Source organism: Streptomyces ochraceiscleroticus, assembly GCF_000720485.1.
GTDB classification, from domain to species: domain Bacteria; phylum Actinomycetota; class Actinomycetes; order Streptomycetales; family Streptomycetaceae; genus Streptomyces; species Streptomyces ochraceiscleroticus.
On record NZ_JOAX01000030.1, the window covers coordinates 46,990 to 64,373 of the forward strand.

At 71.8% G+C, this 17,384-nt stretch carries 13 protein-coding genes; 2 read left to right on the plus strand and 11 right to left on the minus strand.

Features of this window, described 5'->3' with window-relative positions; genetic code table 11:
- Positions 1-15: 15 nt before the first annotated feature.
- The 9 genes from IG84_RS0130850 to IG84_RS0130890 all read right to left on the minus strand — a co-directional run bounded on the left by IG84_RS0130850 (position 16) and on the right by IG84_RS0130890 (position 11,138).
- The gene (locus IG84_RS0130850; RefSeq protein WP_031064335.1) at positions 16-1,113 is read right to left on the minus strand and encodes a pseudouridine synthase; all 1,098 of its coding nucleotides are present in this window, start codon (positions 1,111-1,113) and stop codon (positions 16-18) included.
- 11 nt (positions 1,114-1,124) lie between these two features.
- Positions 1,125-1,859 carry an SMC-Scp complex subunit ScpB gene (gene scpB, locus IG84_RS0130855; RefSeq protein WP_037801037.1) on the minus strand — a complete coding sequence of 245 codons (735 nt, stop codon included), beginning with the start codon at positions 1,857-1,859 and terminating at the stop codon, positions 1,125-1,127.
- The gene (locus tag IG84_RS0130860; RefSeq protein ID WP_031064342.1) at positions 1,856-2,923 is read right to left on the minus strand and encodes a segregation and condensation protein A; all 1,068 of its coding nucleotides are present in this window, start codon (positions 2,921-2,923) and stop codon (positions 1,856-1,858) included. Before IG84_RS0130860 ends, scpB begins: the two co-directional genes overlap by 4 nt.
- 161 nt (positions 2,924-3,084) lie before the next feature.
- Positions 3,085-3,666, minus strand: coding sequence for a hypothetical protein (locus IG84_RS0130865; protein WP_031064345.1), 582 nt, complete (start codon positions 3,664-3,666; stop codon positions 3,085-3,087).
- Positions 3,663-4,826 (minus strand): ParA family protein, encoded by a 1,164-nt coding sequence (locus IG84_RS0130870; protein ID WP_078649591.1) that lies wholly within the window; start codon positions 4,824-4,826, stop codon positions 3,663-3,665. Before IG84_RS0130870 ends, IG84_RS0130865 begins: the two co-directional genes overlap by 4 nt.
- A 354-nt stretch (positions 4,827-5,180) precedes the next feature.
- The gene (gene ald, locus IG84_RS0130875) at positions 5,181-6,296 is read right to left on the minus strand and encodes an alanine dehydrogenase (protein ID WP_031064351.1); all 1,116 of its coding nucleotides are present in this window, start codon (positions 6,294-6,296) and stop codon (positions 5,181-5,183) included.
- 167 nt (positions 6,297-6,463) lie between these two features.
- The gene (locus IG84_RS0130880) at positions 6,464-8,566 is read right to left on the minus strand and encodes a tetratricopeptide repeat protein (RefSeq protein ID WP_031064354.1); all 2,103 of its coding nucleotides are present in this window, start codon (positions 8,564-8,566) and stop codon (positions 6,464-6,466) included.
- A 202-nt stretch (positions 8,567-8,768) separates the two neighbouring features.
- A complete protein-coding gene (locus IG84_RS0130885; protein ID WP_030266918.1) occupies positions 8,769-9,395 on the minus strand; it encodes an NUDIX domain-containing protein in 627 nt (208 codons plus the stop codon).
- An 81-nt stretch (positions 9,396-9,476) separates the two neighbouring features.
- Positions 9,477-11,138, minus strand: coding sequence for a CTP synthase (locus tag IG84_RS0130890; protein ID WP_030266921.1), 1,662 nt, complete (start codon positions 11,136-11,138; stop codon positions 9,477-9,479).
- Positions 11,139-11,560: 422 nt separating this feature from the next.
- Between IG84_RS0130890 and IG84_RS0130895 the strand changes: the two genes are divergently transcribed.
- The gene (locus tag IG84_RS0130895) at positions 11,561-13,387 is read left to right on the plus strand and encodes a glycoside hydrolase family 15 protein (RefSeq protein ID WP_031064359.1); all 1,827 of its coding nucleotides are present in this window, start codon (positions 11,561-11,563) and stop codon (positions 13,385-13,387) included.
- A 37-nt stretch (positions 13,388-13,424) separates the two neighbouring features.
- On the opposite strand, the gene IG84_RS0130900 is transcribed toward IG84_RS0130895, so the two are convergent.
- On the minus strand, positions 13,425-14,585 hold the full coding sequence (locus tag IG84_RS0130900; RefSeq protein ID WP_031064362.1) for a beta-1,3-glucanase family protein: 1,161 nt from the start codon (positions 14,583-14,585) through the stop codon (positions 13,425-13,427).
- 108 nt (positions 14,586-14,693) lie between these two features.
- On the opposite strand from IG84_RS0130900, the gene IG84_RS0130905 reads away from it, so the two are divergent.
- Complete coding sequence (locus IG84_RS0130905; protein ID WP_031064366.1) at positions 14,694-15,740, plus strand: LacI family DNA-binding transcriptional regulator; 1,047 nt, start codon at positions 14,694-14,696, stop codon at positions 15,738-15,740.
- 7 nt (positions 15,741-15,747) lie between these two features.
- On the opposite strand, the gene IG84_RS0130910 is transcribed toward IG84_RS0130905, so the two are convergent.
- On the minus strand, positions 15,748-17,373 hold the full coding sequence (locus IG84_RS0130910) for a flavin monoamine oxidase family protein (RefSeq protein WP_031064369.1): 1,626 nt from the start codon (positions 17,371-17,373) through the stop codon (positions 15,748-15,750).
- Between the last annotated feature and the right edge of the window lie 11 nt (positions 17,374-17,384).

Consider the following 17,384-nt stretch of genomic DNA (forward strand, 5'->3'; position numbering starts at 1 on the left):
ACGGCCGGGTGCGGCCTAGAGCTCGACCTCGCGCATCAGCATGCCGACCTCGGTGTTGGTCAGCCGGCGCAGCCAGCCGGACTTCTGGTCGCCGAGCGAGATCGGCCCGAAGGAGGTCCGGACGAGCTTCTCGACCGGGAAACCCGCCTCGGCGAGCATCCGGCGCACGATGTGCTTGCGGCCCTCGTGGAGGGTCACCTCGACGAGGTAGTTCTTGCCGGTCTGCTGCACGACCCGGAAGTGGTCGGCGCGCGCGTACCCGTCCTCGAGCTGGATGCCGTCCTTGAGCATCCTGCCGATCTCGCGCGGCAGCGGGCCCTGGATGGCGGCGAGGTAGGTCTTCTGCACGCCGTACCGGGGGTGGGTCAGGCGGTGCGCCAGCTCACCGTGGTTGGTGAGCAGGATGATGCCCTCGGTCTCCGTGTCGAGACGGCCCACGTGGAAGAGCCGGGTCTCACGGTTGGTGACGTAGTCGCCCAGGCACTGGCGGCCGTCGGGGTCCTCCATGGTGGAGACGACGCCGGCCGGCTTGTTCAGCGCGAAGAAGAGGTAGGACTGGGTGGCGACGGTCAGGCCGTCCACCTTGATCTCGTCCTTCTCCGGGTCGACGCGGACGCCCTGCTCGGTGACGATCTTGCCGTTCACCTCGACGCGGGCGTCGTCGATCAGCTCCTCGCAGGCGCGCCGCGAGCCCATGCCCGCGCGGGCCAGCACCTTCTGCAGCCGCTCGCCCTCCTGGTCGCCGAAGGTCTTGGGGGTCTTGATCTGAGGCTTGTCGTACCGGGCGCGGTTGCGCTCCTCGATCTTCGCGTCGTACTCGCGGGGGCGGGACGGCGCGGAGCCGCGGCCGCGGGCCCCCTTGGCGCCCTTGCCCTCCTGGCTTCGAGGGCTGACCTTCGGGCCGCCCTTGGCGCCGCCGCGGGCCGCCGCGCCGCGTCCCTTGCGGGGCCCGTCACCGGGGCCGCCCGAGCCGGAGCCGGAACCGCCCACGTCGTAGCGGCGCTCCTCGGGACGCGGCTTCCCCGCGCGCTTCTGCTTGTCGTCGCGCTGATTGCCCGCGCCCCGGTAGTTGCCCCTACCGCCGCCGCTGCTGTTCCTGCCGCTGCTTCGCATCAATGATCCGTCTAGTTCGTCTGACCCGTGTGGGAGTCGCCGTTGTCGTCTACGTCGAACGACGGCACACCTTCCCGGGAGTCGCCCTCGACCGCGTCCGCCTCGGGGAGGAAAGGGGCGAGCTCGGGGAGCTCGTCCAGGCCCCGCAGGCCCATCCGCTCCAGAAAGTAGTTCGTCGTCCTGTACAGGATCGCACCTGTTTCGCCTTCCGTGCCCGCCTCCTCGACCAGACCGCGCTGCAGGAGGGTGCGCATCACGCCGTCGCAGTTGACACCGCGCACGGCCGAGACCCGGGACCGGCTGACCGGTTGACGGTACGCGACCACGGCCAGAGTCTCCAATGCGGCCTGTGTCAGCCGGGCCTGCTGGCCGTCCAGGACGAAGCTCTCCACGGCGTCCGCGTACTCCGGGCGGGTGTAGAAACGCCAGCCGCCGGCGACCAGCCGCAGGTCGAAGCCGCGGCCCTGGCGGGTGTAGTCGTCCGACAGTTCGCGCAGCGCGATCGCCACGTCGCGGCGGCGGCGCTCCAGCACCTTGGCGAGGTGCTCCTCGGTGGCGGGCTCGTCGACGACCATGAGGACGGCTTCGAGCGCGGGCTTCAGGTCGAGCGCCGCGACCCCGAGGGCACCGGCCGGCCCTTCGGGGCTCTCGGGGGCCTGCGCCTCGGGGAGGTCGTACGTCTCTTCGGCGGTGCCGGGCTCGGCACCGGCGGCCGGCTCCGCCCGGTCCGTGCTGACGTCGCTCATGCTGTCTCCTTCTCGGTCTTCCCCTCGGCCCGCGGCTCCGGCGGCCGGTCGAACTCGTCCGTGACGACCGGCTCCGCGCCGTCCTCCGTACCGGCCCAGCGGACGGTCAGCTCCCCCAGCGCCTCGGGCTGGTCGAGGGCGACCGCGCGCTCCCGGTACAGCTCCAGCAGCGCCAGGAAGCGGGCGACGACCGTGAGCGTGTCCGGCGCGTCCTCGGTCAGCTCCTGGAAGGACGCCTCGCCCGCCGCGCGCAGCCGCGCCACCATCACCTCGGCCTGTTCCCGGACGCTGACCAGCGGCGCGTGGATGTGGTCGACGTACACCTGCGGCTTGGCCTTGGGCTGCATCGCCTTCACGGCGAGCTTCGCGAACCCCTCGGCGCCGATGCTGATCACCACCTCGGGCAGCAGCTCGGCGTGGTGCGGTTCGAGCCCGACGGTACGCGGGTACCGGCGCGCCTCGTCCGCCAGGCGGCGGCTGAAGATGTCGGCGATCTCCTTGTACGCGCGGTACTGGAGCAGCCGCGCGAAGAGCAGGTCGCGCGCCTCCAGGAGAGCGAGGTCCGCCTCGTCCTCGACCTCGGCGGCGGGCAGCAGCCGCGCGGCCTTCAAGTCCAGCAGGGTCGCCGCGACGACCAGGAACTCCGTCGTCTGGTCCAGGTCCCAGTCCGGGCCCATGGCCCGGATGTGCGCCATGAACTCGTCGGTGACCTGCGAGAGCGCGATCTCGGTGACGTCCAGCTTGTGCTTGGAGATGAGCTGCAGGAGGAGGTCGAAGGGGCCCTCGAAGTTCTCCAGGTGGAGGGTGAACTTCCCGTCACCGGTAACGGTGGCGTCCGCGGGCTCGACGGGCCCGGGCCCAGCGGGCTCGGCCGCCTCGGGGGCCGCCGCCTCGGGTTCAGCGGGCTCCGGTACGGCTTCCGGTTCTGACTCCGGTACGGCCGCGACCGGCTCCGGAGGCGGCGCGGCGGCCTCCGGACCGGGCTCCGGGGCCGTGCCCGGGCCGTGGCCCAGGGAACGGCGCGGGGCGGGCGCTGCTGCGGGGTCGTCGTGGGTCGTCGGCATCGTGGTCCATACGCTGCGGTCCCGTGCCGCGCGCGGCGCCGGGCTGGTCACCGGCGGGAGGCGCCCACCGGTGCCGGAAGGCTAACCCGCCGGGGCCCGCCCGGCGGGTACCCGGCCGCCCTGGCCGGCCGGAGTTCCACAGCCTGGCCCCCAGAAGGCGCTCAGCGCCCCCTCAGGCGCCTCACGAGGATGCTGGCGTCCCCCCGGGACTCCAGGTCCGCCAGGACGACGGCGACGGCCTCACGGACGATCCGGCCGCGGTCCACCGCCAGGCCGTGCTCGCCGCGCAGGACCAGGCGCGCGTGCTCCAGGTCCATCAGCTCCTCGGCGGAGACGTACACGGTGATCTTCTCGTCGTGCCGCTCGCGGCCGCTGGGGCGGCGGTTCGCGCCCCGGCCGCGCCGTCGCGCCGAGCCACCGGTGGCCTGCGCCCCGGGGCCCGCGGCGGCCGCGGCCTCCTGCCGGCGGCGCTCCTTGCCGGCCTCCTCGGCCGTGTCGCGTCCGCTGTGCTCCGCGGGCGCCACCGCCCCGGACGCCGCCGGGGCGGACTCGCCCTCCGGCCGGCGCTGCGCGGCGTTGCCCTGCTGCGGCGCGGCGGGGTCGGCCTCGCCGCCCGGCGCGGGCACCCGGGGTGCCGTCTCGCCGTTCGCGGGGGTGCCGTTCGCCGGCCTGCGGGGCGAGGAGGACTGCAGCGCCGTCCCCCCGGTGGTGCGGAACAGTTCGTCGGCGCCGGGCAGACTCACTCGGCGTGACACCGGGCGAGCACCTCCCTGGCGAGCTGTCGGTAGGCGGCGGCACCCACGGAGTTGGAGGCGTAGGTGGTGATCGGCTCGCCCGCGACCGTGGTCTCGGGGAAGCGCACCGTACGGCCGATCACGGTGTGGTAGACGTGATCGTCGAACGCCTCCACGACGCGCGCGAGCACCTCGCGGCTGTGCACGGTGCGCGAGTCGTACATCGTGGCGAGGATGCCGTCCAGCTCCAGGTCGGGGTTGAGCCGCTCCTGGACCTTCTCGATCGTCTCGGTCAGCAGCGCCACACCGCGCAGCGCGAAGAACTCGCACTCCAGCGGGACGATGACCTTGTGAGCCGCCGTCAGCGCGTTGACCGTGAGCAGGCCGAGCGAGGGCTGACAGTCGATCACGATGTAGTCGTAGTCCGACATCAGCGGCTTCAGGGCGCGCTGCAGTGTCGACTCGCGGGCGACCTCGCTGACGAGCTGCACCTCGGCGGCTGACAAATCGATATTGCTGGGCAGCAGGTCCATGTTCGGGACCGCCGTCTTCAGCAGGACCTCGTCGGCGGCCATGCCCCGCTCCATGAGCAGGTTGTAGACCGTCAGGTCGAGCTCCATCGGATTGACTCCGAGGCCGACCGAGAGGGCGCCCTGCGGGTCGAAGTCGACCAGCAGCACGCGGCGGCCGTACTCGGCGAGCGCGGCACCCAGGTTGATGGTCGAGGTCGTCTTGCCGACCCCGCCCTTCTGGTTGCACATCGCGATGATCTTCGCCGGGCCGTGCTCGGAGAGCGGCCCGGGGATCGGGAAGTAGGGAAGGGGGCGGCCGGTCGGGCCGATGCGCTCGCGGCGCTGGCGCGCGGCGTCCGGCGCGAGCGTCGCCGCGTACTCCGGATCCGGCTCGTACTCCGCGTCCGGATCGTAGAAGTGCCCCTCGGGCAGGTCGTCGTAGTCGGCGAAACGGGCCTGGTCTGTGCCGCCCTGGTCGCCGGCCGTGGCGTTCACTTGATGGCCGTCCATGCTCTGGTGGGCTGTCGTCGTCATGCTCTTCTGGGCTGCGAAGGTGTGGACAGCGACGGAGCCGACAGCCTCGTGCCCCGAGGGACCCTGGCCCCGTGCAACCGCTCCTGGTCGACCACCTCCGGGAGTAAATGTCGACTCATTCACAAGTCGTCTTACCTCCTTGGATGTGACCAGGAAACTTATCGATAGGTCAGCGTGACACCATGCCGACGGTTGGCGACTCTATGGCGTGTCGGGCGTCCGCAGCAACACAATCCACCGGACCCGGCACGATGTGTCGGCAATGGAACACCCCGATGTCAAGGGCGCGCGGCGCACATCCGTGAGGTTTCGGGGGTGTGCGAAAGGGTCGAAGAGCGACGTTCGTTACGAGTTGCTGAGGGCTCGTCGGGGGCCCGTCGCGGACGGCATCGGAAATCTGTCGCAAACGCGACCGGCCGGGCCTGAAAGTCTCAAGGCCCGGCCGTGCGCGCGGTGTTGACGCGCCGTGTTGACGAATCAGCCCAGCAGGGTGCTCAGCTCGACGGACTCCAGACCGTGCGCCTCGGCGACCTCGGCGTAGACGACCTTGCCGTCATGGGTGTTGAGGCCCTTGGCCAGCGCGGCGTCGCGGCGCAGCGCCTCGACCCAGCCATTGTTGGCCAGCGAGACGATGTAGGGCAGCGTCGCGTTGGTCAGCGCGTAGGTGGAGGTGTTCGGCACCGCGCCCGGCATGTTGGCGACGCAGTAGAAGACCGAGTTGTGGACCTGGAAGGTCGGCTCGGCGTGGGTGGTCGGCTTCGAGTCCTCGAAGCAGCCGCCCTGGTCGATCGCGATGTCGACAAGGACACTTCCGGGCTTCATCTTGGCGACGAGCTCGTTGGTGACCAGCTTCGGGGCCTTGGCGCCCGGGATGAGGACCGCGCCGACGACGAGGTCGGCCTCGACGACGGCCTTCTCCAGCTCGTAGGCGTTGGAGACGACGGTCTGCACCTTGGTGCCGAAGATCTTGTCGGCCTCGCGCAGCTTGTTGATGTCCTTGTCGAGCAGCGTGACGTGGAAGCCCAGGCCCACGGCGATCTGCACGGCGTTCCAGCCGGAGACGCCGCCACCGATGACGACGGCCCTGCCCGCGTGGACGCCGGGGACGCCGCCGGGCAGCACGCCGCGGCCGCCGGCCTGGCGCATCAGGTGGTACGCGCCGACCTGCGGGGCGATGCGGCCCGCGACCTCGGACATCGGGGCGAGCAGCGGAAGCTGGCGGTTCGCGGTCTCGACGGTCTCGTACGCGATCGCGGTGGTGCCGGACTCGATCAGCGCGTCCGTGCACTCGCGGGAGGCGGCGAGGTGCAGGTACGTGAAGAGCGTCTGGTCCTTGCGGAGGCGGTGGTACTCCTCGGCGATGGGCTCCTTGACCTTCAGCAGCAGGTCGGCGGTGGCCCACACCTCGTCGGCGGTGTCGAGGATGTTCGCGCCGGCGCCGACGTACTCCTCGTTCGTGATGGAGGAGCCGAGGCCGGCGTCCTTCTCGATGTAGACCTGGTGGCCGTTGCGGACGAGCTCGTGGACACCGGCGGGCGTGATCGCCACCCGGAACTCGTTGTTCTTGACCTCGCGGGGGATGCCGACCTTCACGTCGATCACGGTCCTTGAATGAGTGCTTGCAGAGAAATATCCGCACATACAGACGCATGACGGATGTGACCGCGAGAACCGCGGCTCTGCCAGTCTATTGAAGGAGCTCTTGTTGTCTAGCCTTGCAAAGCAATTACTTTCGCGGGAACCGCCACCGATTTCGTAGGTCAGGCCGGGTGATCTGCCAGGAGACGCTCCCCCAGGCCCCGGTGCAGCCTTGCTGCCGCAGGGTCGCCGAGCCGTTCGAAGGTGTCCGCAATCCGCAGCTGGAGGGCCGCCTCCAGCCGCCCGTCGGCCGCCTTCCTGGCCAGCTCCAGGGCTTCGAAGCAGGTATGCAGCGCCTGCTCGGGCCGTCCCGCGTACTCCTGGACCCGCGCGATCTCCCCCATCGCCCGCGCCGGCCCGACTGTGTCGCCGGCCCTTCGGTACGCCCCGTACGCGGCCCGCCACTCCCGCAGCGCCTCGGGCCAGCGCCCCGCGTACGTGTGCACCGCGCCCAGCCGCCCGTGCAGCCGGGCCGCCTCTGCCGCGTCACCGCGGGAGAGCCGCAGCTCCAGCGCCCGCCCGTACCAGTCCGCCGCCCGCTGCCAGTCGCCCAGCTCGGCGTACGTGCCGCCCAGCGACTCCAGCGCCCGCCCGGTCGCGACCGGGTCCTTGACCGCGCGCGCCGACTCCAGCGCGCCCCGGTACCGGGCCAGCGCGTTCTCGGCCCGGCCCGCCTCGGCGTCCAGATCGCCCAGGTTCAGCAGCGCGGCGGCCCGCTCGCGGGCCAGGCCGCGCCGCTCCGCGACCTCCAGGACCAGCCCGTGCAGCCCGTACAGGTCGGGCGCCGCCGCCTCGGGCGCCTCATGGGCGAGCAGCGCCCGCACCAGCGCGGCCATCAGCCGCCGGTCCAGGGTGTCCAGCTCGCCGTCCGCGACGGCGATCCGGGCGCAGTCCAGCAGGGCCGGGCGGCGGCTGCGCAGCCAGGCCGCCGCCTCGGGCACGGACCCGAAGCGCAGCGACCGCGGCAGCCCGGAGGTCCGCTCGCGGGCCGGGGACCCGGCGGGCTCCCCCATCGCCCGGCAGGACTGGAGCTGCCGTACGGTCCGCTCCAGCATCCGGGCCCGGGAGAGCTGGATCTCCGCCGGGCGCTCATGGCTGCGGAGCTGCTCGCGCAGGAGCGGCACCAGGCAGTTCGGTACGCGGTACTGCGCCGGCAGCCCGGCCAGCGGGTCGGGGCCGCCGGACACCGGCTCCCCCGTCGGCTCCACCGGCCGCAGCAGCCCCCTGGCCGCGAAGTCGCGCAGGGCGGCTTCGGCGGCCACCACCGAGCAGCCGGCCAGCGCGGACGCGGTGTGCGCGTCGACGAGGCCGGCCGGGGCGAGCGAGAGGAGCCGCAGGATCCGGGCGGCGGGCGGCGGCAGCGACTCGTACGCCAGCCGGAAAGCGCGGGTCAGCGGGCGCGGGACGGGCGCGGCCTCCTCCTCGCCGGGCGGCAGCAGGAACAGCGTCCGCAGCAGGTCGGACACCGAGGACTTGGGATGCGCGGCCAGCCAGCCGCCGGCCAGCACGAGCGCGGCGGGCTGGCCGCCGCAGTCCTGGACGACCTGTTCGGCGGTGCGCGGGTCGACGGTGATGCGGGTGGGACCCGCGTACCGGGTCAGGATCTCCACGCCGGCCGCGGTGTCCAGGCCGCCGAGCGTGCAGGGCCGGACGTCCGTGATGCCGGTGAGCGGCCCCTCGGAGACGGCGAGGACCAGGCAGTCCGGGGCGTCCGGGAGCAGCGGCTCGACCTGCTCGGGGCCGGTCGCGTCGTCCAGCAGGAGGAGGGCGCGGCGGTCGGCCAGCGCGGCGCGCAGCGCCTCGGTCAGCTCGTCCTCGTCCGCGCCGGCCGGCACCCGCTCGCCGAGCCGGGTGAGCAGGTCGCGGGCGACGTCGGCGGTGGGCACGGGCCGGCCGTCGGCGGTGCTCAGCCAGGACCGCAGTACGCCGTCCGGATAGTCGCCGGCCAGCTGCCGGGCCAGTTCTTCGGCGAGCGCGCTGCGGCCCGAGCCGGGCCGCCCGGCGATCAGCAGCACCCGGCTGCGGGCACCCTTGCGGCCGGAGAGGGTGTCCAGCCCCGCGCGCTCGATGTCGCTGCGCAGGGCGGCCAGTTCGCGGCGGCGGCCGGCGAAGGCGGCGGGGGCCGGCGGGGCGGCCGCCGCCGGTACGCCGGCCCGGCCCGCTCCTCTTCGTCCGGCCCCCGACGCCGTCACCGTCCGGCCGGTGTCCACCGCCTGCTCCGCCACGGGCCACGCTCCCGTTCACTTGCGCGTACGAGCCGGCCGCCGCTGCGGCCGGGATGCGTCGAGCGTAGTTCACGGGTGCCATGGATCACGGCGGACATACCGTGTAAATCAGACAAAAATGGAAGCGAGTGTTCCGGAAGAAGTCCGGCGCCGCCTCGTGAGTGGACCGGCTCCGCCCCGCAAGGCGTCCGGCCCCGCCTCCTTATGCCTCGAACGGCCGGGCCGGCCACGGGGCCTCGGCCGGACGCAGCGCCTCCAGGCCGTCGCCCGACTGCGCGGCCAGCAGCGACAGCACGCCGACGACCAGGCAGTTGTTGTGCAGCTCGCCGGCCAGCACGCCGCGCGCGAGGTCGGCGACCGGCACCCGCGCCAGCTCCATGTCGGCCTCTTCCTCCTCGACCTCGAAGCGCTCGCCCTCCGCCTCGGAGAGATCACGGGCCAGGAAGATCCGTACGGCCTCGTCGCAGCCACCGGGGGTGGTGTAGACGTCGGTCAGCACCCGCCAATCCTCGGCCTTGACGTGCGCCTCCTCGTACAGCTCGCGCTGGGCGGCGTGCAGCGGGTTCTCGCCGGGCACGTCCAGCAGCCCGGCCGGGATCTCCCAGAGCTTGTGGCGTACGGGGTGGCGGTACTGGCGCAGCACCAGCACCCGGCCCTCGTCGTCCAGGGCCAGTACGGCCACCGAGCCCGGGTGGACCTGGTAGTCCCGCTTCACGGTGGCGCCGTCCGGCATGACGACCTCGTCCGTGCGGACGCTGGTCTTGTTACCGGTGAACGGGGTCGCCGTCGCGGTGATCCGCCACTCCTCGGGGGTGTCCTTGATGGCCATGCGCGTCCTCCCAAACAAGCAGAAACCGGGGTACGGACCGCAAAGTCCGCACCCCGGTAACCGTATCCCCCGGCAGGTCGCTTACTTACCGGCGGCCTTGCCGGTCTTGCGCTCGACAGCGGCCTTCACCAGGCCCGCGAAGAGCGGGTGCGGCCGGGTCGGGCGGGAGCGCAGCTCCGGGTGCGCCTGGGTGGCGACCAGGTAGGGGTGCACCTCGCGCGGGTACTCGACGTACTCCACCAGCTTGTTGTCCGGGGAGGTGCCGGAGAACTGCAGGCCGGCCTTCTTCTCCAGCTCGGCGCGGTAGGAGTTGTTGACCTCGTAGCGGTGGCGGTGGCGCTCCTCGACGTACTCCTTGCCGCCGTAGACCTCGCGGACGATGGAGCCCTCGGCGAGCTTCGCCGGGTACATGCCGAGCCGCATCGTGCCGCCCATGTCGCCCTCACCGGCGACGATGTCGAGCTGCTCGGCCATGGTGGAGATGACCGGGTCGGCGGCCGCCGGGTCGAACTCGGTGGAGTTCGCGCCCGCCACGCCGGCCAGGCTGCGGGCCGCCTCGATGACGACGCACTGCAGGCCCAGGCAGATGCCCAGCAGCGGGATCTTGTTCTCGCGGGCGTAGGTGATCGCCTCGAGCTTGCCCTCCACGCCGCGCTCGCCGAAGCCGCCCGGGATGAGGATCGCGTCGCAGTCGCCGAGCTGCTTCTTGGCGCCGGCCGCGGTGCGGCAGTCGTCGGAGGTGACCCACTTGATCTTCACGCGGGCGCGGTTGGCGAAGCCGCCGGCGCGCATCGCCTCGGAGACCGAGAGGTAGGCGTCGGGCAGGTCGATGTACTTGCCGACCAGCGCGACCTTGACCTCGTGGTCGGGGTTGTGGACGCGGTCCAGCAGGTCCTCCCACTGGGTCCAGTCCACGTCGCGGAACGGCAGGTCGAGCTTGCGCACGACGTAGGCGTCCAGGCCCTCGGTGTGCAGCACCTTGGGGATGTCGTAGATCGACGGGGCGTCGATCGCGGCGACCACGGCGGCGTCGTCCACGTCGCACATCAGCGAGATCTTGCGCTTGATGGCGGTGGGGACCTCGCGGTCGGCGCGCAGCACGATCGCGTCGGGCTGGATGCCGATGTTGCGCAGCGCCGCGACGGAGTGCTGGGTCGGCTTGGTCTTCAGCTCGCCGGAGGGGCCGATGTACGGGAGCAGCGAGATGTGGACGACGAAGACGTTGTCCCGGCCGACCTCGTGGCGGACCTGGCGGACGGTCTCCAGGAACGGCAGCGACTCGATGTCGCCGACCGTGCCGCCGACCTCGGTGATGACGACGTCGACGTCGTCGGTCGCCATGCGGCGGATGCGGTGCTTGATCTCGTTGGTGATGTGCGGGATGACCTGCACGGTGTCGCCGAGGTACTCGCCGCGCCGCTCCTTGGCGATCACGGTGGAGTAGACCTGGCCGGTGGTGACGTTCGCGGAGCCGTCGAGGTCGACGTCCAGGAAGCGCTCGTAGTGGCCGATGTCCAGGTCGGTCTCGGCGCCGTCGTTGGTGACGAACACCTCGCCGTGCTGGAAGGGGTTCATCGTGCCGGGGTCGACGTTGAGGTACGGGTCCAGCTTCTGCATCGTGACCCGCAGGCCCCGGGCCTTGAGCAGCGCACCCAGGCTGGAGGCGGTGAGCCCCTTGCCGAGCGAGGACGCAACGCCCCCGGTGACGAAGATGTGCTTGGTCGTCGAGGATTTGGGCGGCATGGCCAAGACGGAACTCCCGTGGTCGCGAAGTGAAAGTGCGGAGCGGCGCGAGCCCGGATTTCCAGGGGTGCCGTCGCTGCGGTCGGGGGTGCCGGGGCCTAGGCCCGTTCCCACCGGTCCACGGGGTACCAGGCTATCAGCGACAGAGCGTGGTCGCTCCCGCCCGCGCGGGGCGGAATGCATCGCTCCCCGTATCCGGCCCCCGACGTGACGCAGGCCACCCATTCGGCCCAGCCCCGGGAAGCGGAGCGTCGCGCGGATGTCACATGAGCGTCGTATCCTGCTCGGGCACTCGCATCGGGCCATCCGGAACGGCATCACCCCCAACCGAATACCGGACCAGCAGCTCGGCGGGGTTTTCAATGGGCAGGACGGAAGATCTACACGTCCCACGGGGGGCGTCACCCCAGTTCGAACGGGAGATGTACGTGGCCGGGCGCATCGAGGACTACGCACTCATCGGCGACATGCAGACCGCCGCACTTGTCTGCCGGGACGGCACGGTCGACTGGCTGTGCCTGCCCCGGTTCGACTCGCCCGCGGTCTTCGCCGGCCTCCTCGGCACCGAGGAGCACGGCTTCTGGCGGCTGGGCCCGGCCGCGGAAGCGGAAGGCGAAACGGAGGGGGTCTCGCCCGCCTCCGACCGGCGGCGCTACCGCGGCGACTCCCTGATCCTGGAATCGGAGTGGGACACCCCCGGCGGCACGGTCCGGGTGATCGACTTCATGCCGCCGCGCGACGGCGCGCCGCAGCTCATCCGCATCGTGGAAGGCGTCAGCGGCAAGGTCGCGATGCGCTCCTCGCTGCGGATGCGGTTCTCCTACGGCTGGGTGGTGCCGTGGGTGCACCAGGTCGACGGCCGCACGGCCGCGGTCGCGGGCCCGGACTCGGTGTGGTTCGACACCACGGCCGAGACCCACGGCGAGGATCTGACCACGTACTCGGACTTCACCGTCGAGGAGGGGCAGCGGATCGCCTTCACGATGAGCTGGCAGCCCTCGCACCACGAGCAGCCGCCGCTCCCCGAGCCGGAGAACGCCCTGACGGCAACCGCGGACTTCTGGCGCGAGTGGGTCGAGCAGTGCACGTACCACGGCCCCTACCGTGACGCGGTGGTCCGCTCGCTGATCACGCTGAAGGCGCTGACGTACGCGCCGACCGGCGGCATCGTCGCGGCGCCCACCACCTCGCTGCCCGAGGACATCGGCGGCTCCCGCAACTGGGACTACCGCTTCACCTGGCTCCGGGACGCCGCGATCACCCTCTCCTCCCTGCTCCGCACGGGATACCGCGAGGAGGCCCGCGCCTGGCGCGAGTGGCTGCTGCGCGCGGTGGCGGGCGACCCGGAGAACCTGCAGATCATGTACGGCATCGCGGGCGAGCGCGAGCTCGGCGAGAACGAGCTGAACTGGCTGCCGGGGTACGAGAACTCCAAGCCGGTCCGGGTCGGCAACGGCGCCGCCGACCAGCTCCAGCTCGATGTGTACGGCGAAGTCATCGAGGCGCTGCACCTCGCCCACATGACCGGCCTGGCCCGCAACGACTACGCCTCCCTCCTCCAGATCAAGCTGATCCGCTGGGTGGAGAAGCACTGGGACGAGCCGGACGAGGGCATCTGGGAGGTGCGCGGGCCGCGCCGGCACTTCGTCCACTCCAAGGTCATGACCTGGGTCGCGGTGGACCGCACCATCAAGCTGATGGAGTCCGGGGACGTCGAGGGCCCGCTGGAGGAGTGGAAGGAACTGCGCGACACGATCCACCGGGACGTGTGCGAGAAGGGCTACGACCCGGAGCGCAACACCTTTACCCAGTCCTACGGCTCCAAGGAGCTGGACGCCTCGCTGCTGCTCATCCCGCAGATGGGCTTTCTGCCGCCGGACGACAAGCGCGTCATCGGCACGATCGAGGCGATCCAGCGTGAGCTGGCCACGCCCGACGGCTTCATCCTGCGCTACCCCACCTCCTCCGATGCCGGGGAGGAGAACCTGGACGGCCTGGAGGGTGACGAGGGCGCGTTCCTGGCCTGCTCGTTCTGGCTCGCGGACGACCTGGCGATGATCGGCCGCGTCGAGGAGGCCCGCAAGCTCTTCGAGAAGCTCCTCTCGCTCCGCAACGACCTGGGCCTGCTGGCCGAGGAGTGGGACTCCAAGGCCGGCCGCCAGGTCGGCAACTTCCCCCAGGCGTTCAGCCACGTCCCGCTGATCGACACGGCCCTGCGGCTGACGGCGAGCGGGGCGTACGGGGGCTGAGCCGCCCCCGTACGCCCGGTCTCGGCGAGGGCGGCCGTCAGAACGGCGTCAGCGTCAGCCTGATCCGGCTGGGGGCGCCGTCCTCGATGTACGAGGCGAAGCCGGCCACGTCGTCGAAGGCGAAGCCGTACGCCTTGCCGTCCTGGGCGGCGTCGTGCATCACCTTGGCGTAGTGGTTGGCGAGCCGCTGCTGGTAGAAGGCGGCGGGGTCGGTGGTGGGCTGCTCGGGGTGCGAGGTGAGGGTGGCGCGGTTCAGCGCGGCGCCCAGGATCGCGGCGACCGGGCCCGTGGTGCCGTCGTTGGGCGCGGCGAGGGTGCCGTCGCAGAAGAGCACGTCGCGGGTGCTGGGCTTGCTGAACGAGACGCTCGCCGGGCCGGTGAAGGAGAGCTTGTCCCCGGCGACCCGGCCGGTGAAGGTGCCCGCGTTGGTGGTGACCTTCAGGTCCTTGGAGGCGTACGCCGACCATGCCTCGTCGATGGCCGGGGCGAGGTAGTCCTTGGCGAACCGGCCGCTGTCCAGGCCGTGGCCGGGGGCGATGACCCGCTTGTCGTCGACGACCAGGTCACCGAAGCCCTCGATGCCGGCGAGGTCCGAGAAGATCTTCGCGCGGGCGCCGTCCTTCAGCAGACCCGCCGTCTGGTCCTTCGCGCCGGTGAGCTGGATCGCCAGTGGCACGCTGAACATGTCGACCATGGTGGTGTTGCAGTACATGCCGCCGTCGTTGTACGTGAACTCCGCGCAGTCGTGCAGGACTCCGTAGTTGGGGTCGGAGTCCACCCAGCCGGCCGGGTAGGCCAGCGCCGCCTTGCCGTTGCCGTCCTCGACGGCCTTGAACTTCAGCTTGCCGCCGAGCGCGGTGTAGATCCGCCCGGACATCTTCGGCAGCGTCAGGGTGGTGGTGCCGCTCGCGGCGAGCGGTATCGCGTAGTCGGTGAAGCCGTCCGAGCCGTTGTCGGACACGGCGACGGGCTTCAGCTCTCCTTCGGGGGTGACGCGGACCTGCTGGGTGCCGTCGTTGCCGACGATGTAGACGTACACCGATGAGTTCTGGAACTCCCCGGAGTCGTTGGCGATTTCCAGCGGAAGCCCCGCGGCCTTCGTACGGCCGGGTGCGCCGCTCGCGTGGCCGGCGAGGGCGAATCCGGTACCGACGACGCCCGCGGCGAGGCCACCGAGCAGGGTGCGACGAGTGATCACGAGATGGCTCCTTGTGGGGGGTGGGTGAGAGCGCTCTCAAATGAAGTAGGGTCACCCTGCCCACTTCCGGCGGTACCGTCAACCCACCGCGGAAAAGAAGGAGTTCACATGTCCGTGCCCGGCGGCCCCCGGCCGACCCTGGAGGCGGTGGCCGCGCTGGCCGGCGTCTCCCGCGCCACCGTCTCCCGCGTCGTCAACGGCGGCACCGGCGTCCGCGCCGAGATCCGCGAGAAGGTCCAGGAGGCGGTCGCCGAGCTCGGGTACGTCCCCAACATCGCCGCCCGCTCGCTGGTCACCCGCCGCACCGGCGCCGTCGCCGTGGTCATCGCCGAGCCCGAGACCCGGGTGTTCTCCGACCCCTTCTTCGCCCAGCAACTGCGCGGCATCGGCCGCGAACTGGGCGCCGCCGACACCCAGTTGCTGCTGATGATGGTGGAGAGCGACCGCGACCACGCACGCATCGGCCGCTATCTGTCGGGCGGGCACGTGGACGGCGCGCTGATGTTCTCGCTGCACCGTGCCGATCCGCTGCCCGCGATGGCCGCGGACTCGGGGCTGCCCACGGTCTTCGGCGGGCGCCCCCACTGGTCGGACGACGGCCCCGCCGGTGCCCGCCCGCTGTACGTCGACACCGACAACCGCGACGGCGCCCGGCAGGCCGTGCGCCACCTCCTCGGCCGCGGGCGCCGCCGGATCGCCGTCATCACCGGGCCGCTGGACCAGACCTCGGCCCAGGACCGGCTGGACGGCTACCGCGAGGCGCTGACCGGGCCGGACGCGCCGCCCGTGGACGAGCGGCTGATCGCGGACGGCTCCTTCACGGCGGAGGGCGGCGAGCGGGCCATGGCCGCGCTGCTCGACTCCGTACCGGACCTGGACGCCGTCTTCGCCTGCTCGGACCTGATGGCCACGGGCGCGCTGCGCACGCTGCGGGCGCGCGGCCTTCGGGTGCCGGAGGACGTCGCGGTGGTCGGCTACGACGACCTCGCCCCGGCGGCCTGGGCGGACCCGCCGCTGACCACGGTCCGCCAGGACGTGCAGGAGATGGGCCGCCTGATGGCCCGCCTGCTCCTGGACCGGCTGGCGACGGACGACGGCGCGCGCCTGGCCCCCGTCGTCACGCCCGCCACCCTCATCGTCCGCGACTCCGCCTAGCGGTACGTCACGTCACGTCGGCGATCACTTCACGGGCCGCCCGCTCGCCCTCCGTGGCCCCGCCGTTCATGAACCCCTGGAAGTCGTACGAGGTGTGCTCGCCGCCAATGTGCACATTGCCCTGGCGGGCGCCCTCATAGCCCGCGTACTTGTGCAGATAGCCCACCGGCCAGTACGAGTACGCGCCCAGGGCGTACGGATTGCGGTGCCATGCGGAGAGCTGGGCCCGGCCGGTCCAGGCGGCCTTCGTGCCGGGGAAGAAGCGCTCGATGTCCGTCAGCCGGCGCTGTGCCAGGTCCCGTACGTACGGGTCGCTCTCCGTCGAGAACGGCCCCGCCGAGGTGAGCGCATGAGCGAGGCTGCCGCCGCCGTACTGGATGAGGATGCCGCCGGTGCCGGGCTGGGCCTTGGTGGTGTCCCAGGTCTGCTGCGCGTCCAGGTCGGTGAAGCAGTCGCCGGCGCTGACGCCCGGCCAGGGCCCGCTCCCCCGCCACGGCCGGGCGCTGAACTGCATGTTGAGCTTGGTGCAGTACCCCATCCGCGCGTCCCGCAGCAGGTTCGTCATCCGGGTGTCGAAGCCGGCCCCACTGAGGTCCAGGCGTTGCAGTACGGGCAGCGGGACGGTCAGGACGGTGTGGTCGGCGGTGACGGTGCGGGTAGTGCCGCGGTCGCTGAAGGTGAGCGTCTGGGTGCCGTCGGAGTTCCGCGCGACGGCCGTCAGCGACCAGCCCATCCGCAGCGTCCCGGCGGGCAGCGCGGCCGCGATGGCCCTCGGGAGCTGATCATTGCCGCCGGTGATGTGGTACCGCTCGTCGGACAGCCCCCAGACGTTGAACTTCCCCGGGTTGGGCTGGTAGCCCATGAGCAGGACGAGGGCGAGCGCGGACTGGTCGGTGGTGTCGGCGCCGTACTCGACGTTGTAGGCCACGTCGATGAACTGCCCGAGGCGCGAGGCATAGCCGCCGGGCACGCGGGAGTCGATCCATTCCCGTATCGACATGTTGTCCAGGGCGGTGCCCTCCGGGGTGGTCTGATTCCACCTCACCTCCCCCGCGTTCTGGAGGTCGCTGCGCAGCGCCTGGTACACCCCCTTGAAGTCCTCGTCCGCCTGGGCGCGCGGGTAGTACGTCCCGTCGAACCAGAGGACTTCCTCCGCGCCGTTGGGGCCCGCGCCGAGGAAGTCCTCCAGGGGCAGGCCGAAGCGGCGGCAGAGTTCCTGCATCTTCTTGTGTTCGGTGTCGATCAGCTCGCCGCCGATCTCGGAGCTCTGGCCGTACGCCCAGTGGTCGGCTTGCGTGTACATCCGGCCGCCGACCCGGTCGGGGTCGGCCTCGTACAGCGTGCAGGGCAGTCCGGCGTCCTGGAGGGTGAGCGCGGCGGTCAGGCCCGCGATGCCCGCGCCGACGACGGCGATCCGGGGCGTGGCGGCGGACCCTGGCGGGCGCACGGGCCCGGCGGCCGCGGTCGTGGCTGGGGCGGCGAGCGCGACGCCGATTCCCAGCGCGCCCGCGCGGGCCAGGAGTTCGCGCCGGCCCAGGCCGCGTACGTCGGCGGCGGGCATCCGGAGTCTTCGTGCCGCCGCGTGTTCGGCGGCGAGTCTGCGCAGGGCGTGCATTGCGTGGGTACGGGCCATGGCCGGCCTCC

Excerpts from the sequence above, each read along its gene's own strand:
- IG84_RS0130850 (WP_031064335.1), bottom strand. The coding sequence starts at position 1,113 with ATGCGAAGCAGCGGCAGGAACAGCAGCGGCGGCGGTAGGGGCAACTAC.
- scpB (WP_037801037.1), bottom strand. The coding sequence starts at position 1,859 with ATGAGCGACGTCAGCACGGACCGGGCGGAGCCGGCCGCCGGTGCCGAG.
- IG84_RS0130860 (WP_031064342.1), bottom strand. The coding sequence starts at position 2,923 with ATGCCGACGACCCACGACGACCCCGCAGCAGCGCCCGCCCCGCGCCGT.
- IG84_RS0130885 (WP_030266918.1), bottom strand. The coding sequence starts at position 9,395 with ATGGCCATCAAGGACACCCCCGAGGAGTGGCGGATCACCGCGACGGCG.
- IG84_RS0130890 (WP_030266921.1), bottom strand. The coding sequence starts at position 11,138 with ATGCCGCCCAAATCCTCGACGACCAAGCACATCTTCGTCACCGGGGGC.
- IG84_RS0130895 (WP_031064359.1), top strand. The coding sequence starts at position 11,561 with ATGTACGTGGCCGGGCGCATCGAGGACTACGCACTCATCGGCGACATG.
- IG84_RS0130905 (WP_031064366.1), top strand. The coding sequence starts at position 14,694 with ATGTCCGTGCCCGGCGGCCCCCGGCCGACCCTGGAGGCGGTGGCCGCG.
- IG84_RS0130910 (WP_031064369.1), bottom strand. The coding sequence starts at position 17,373 with ATGGCCCGTACCCACGCAATGCACGCCCTGCGCAGACTCGCCGCCGAA.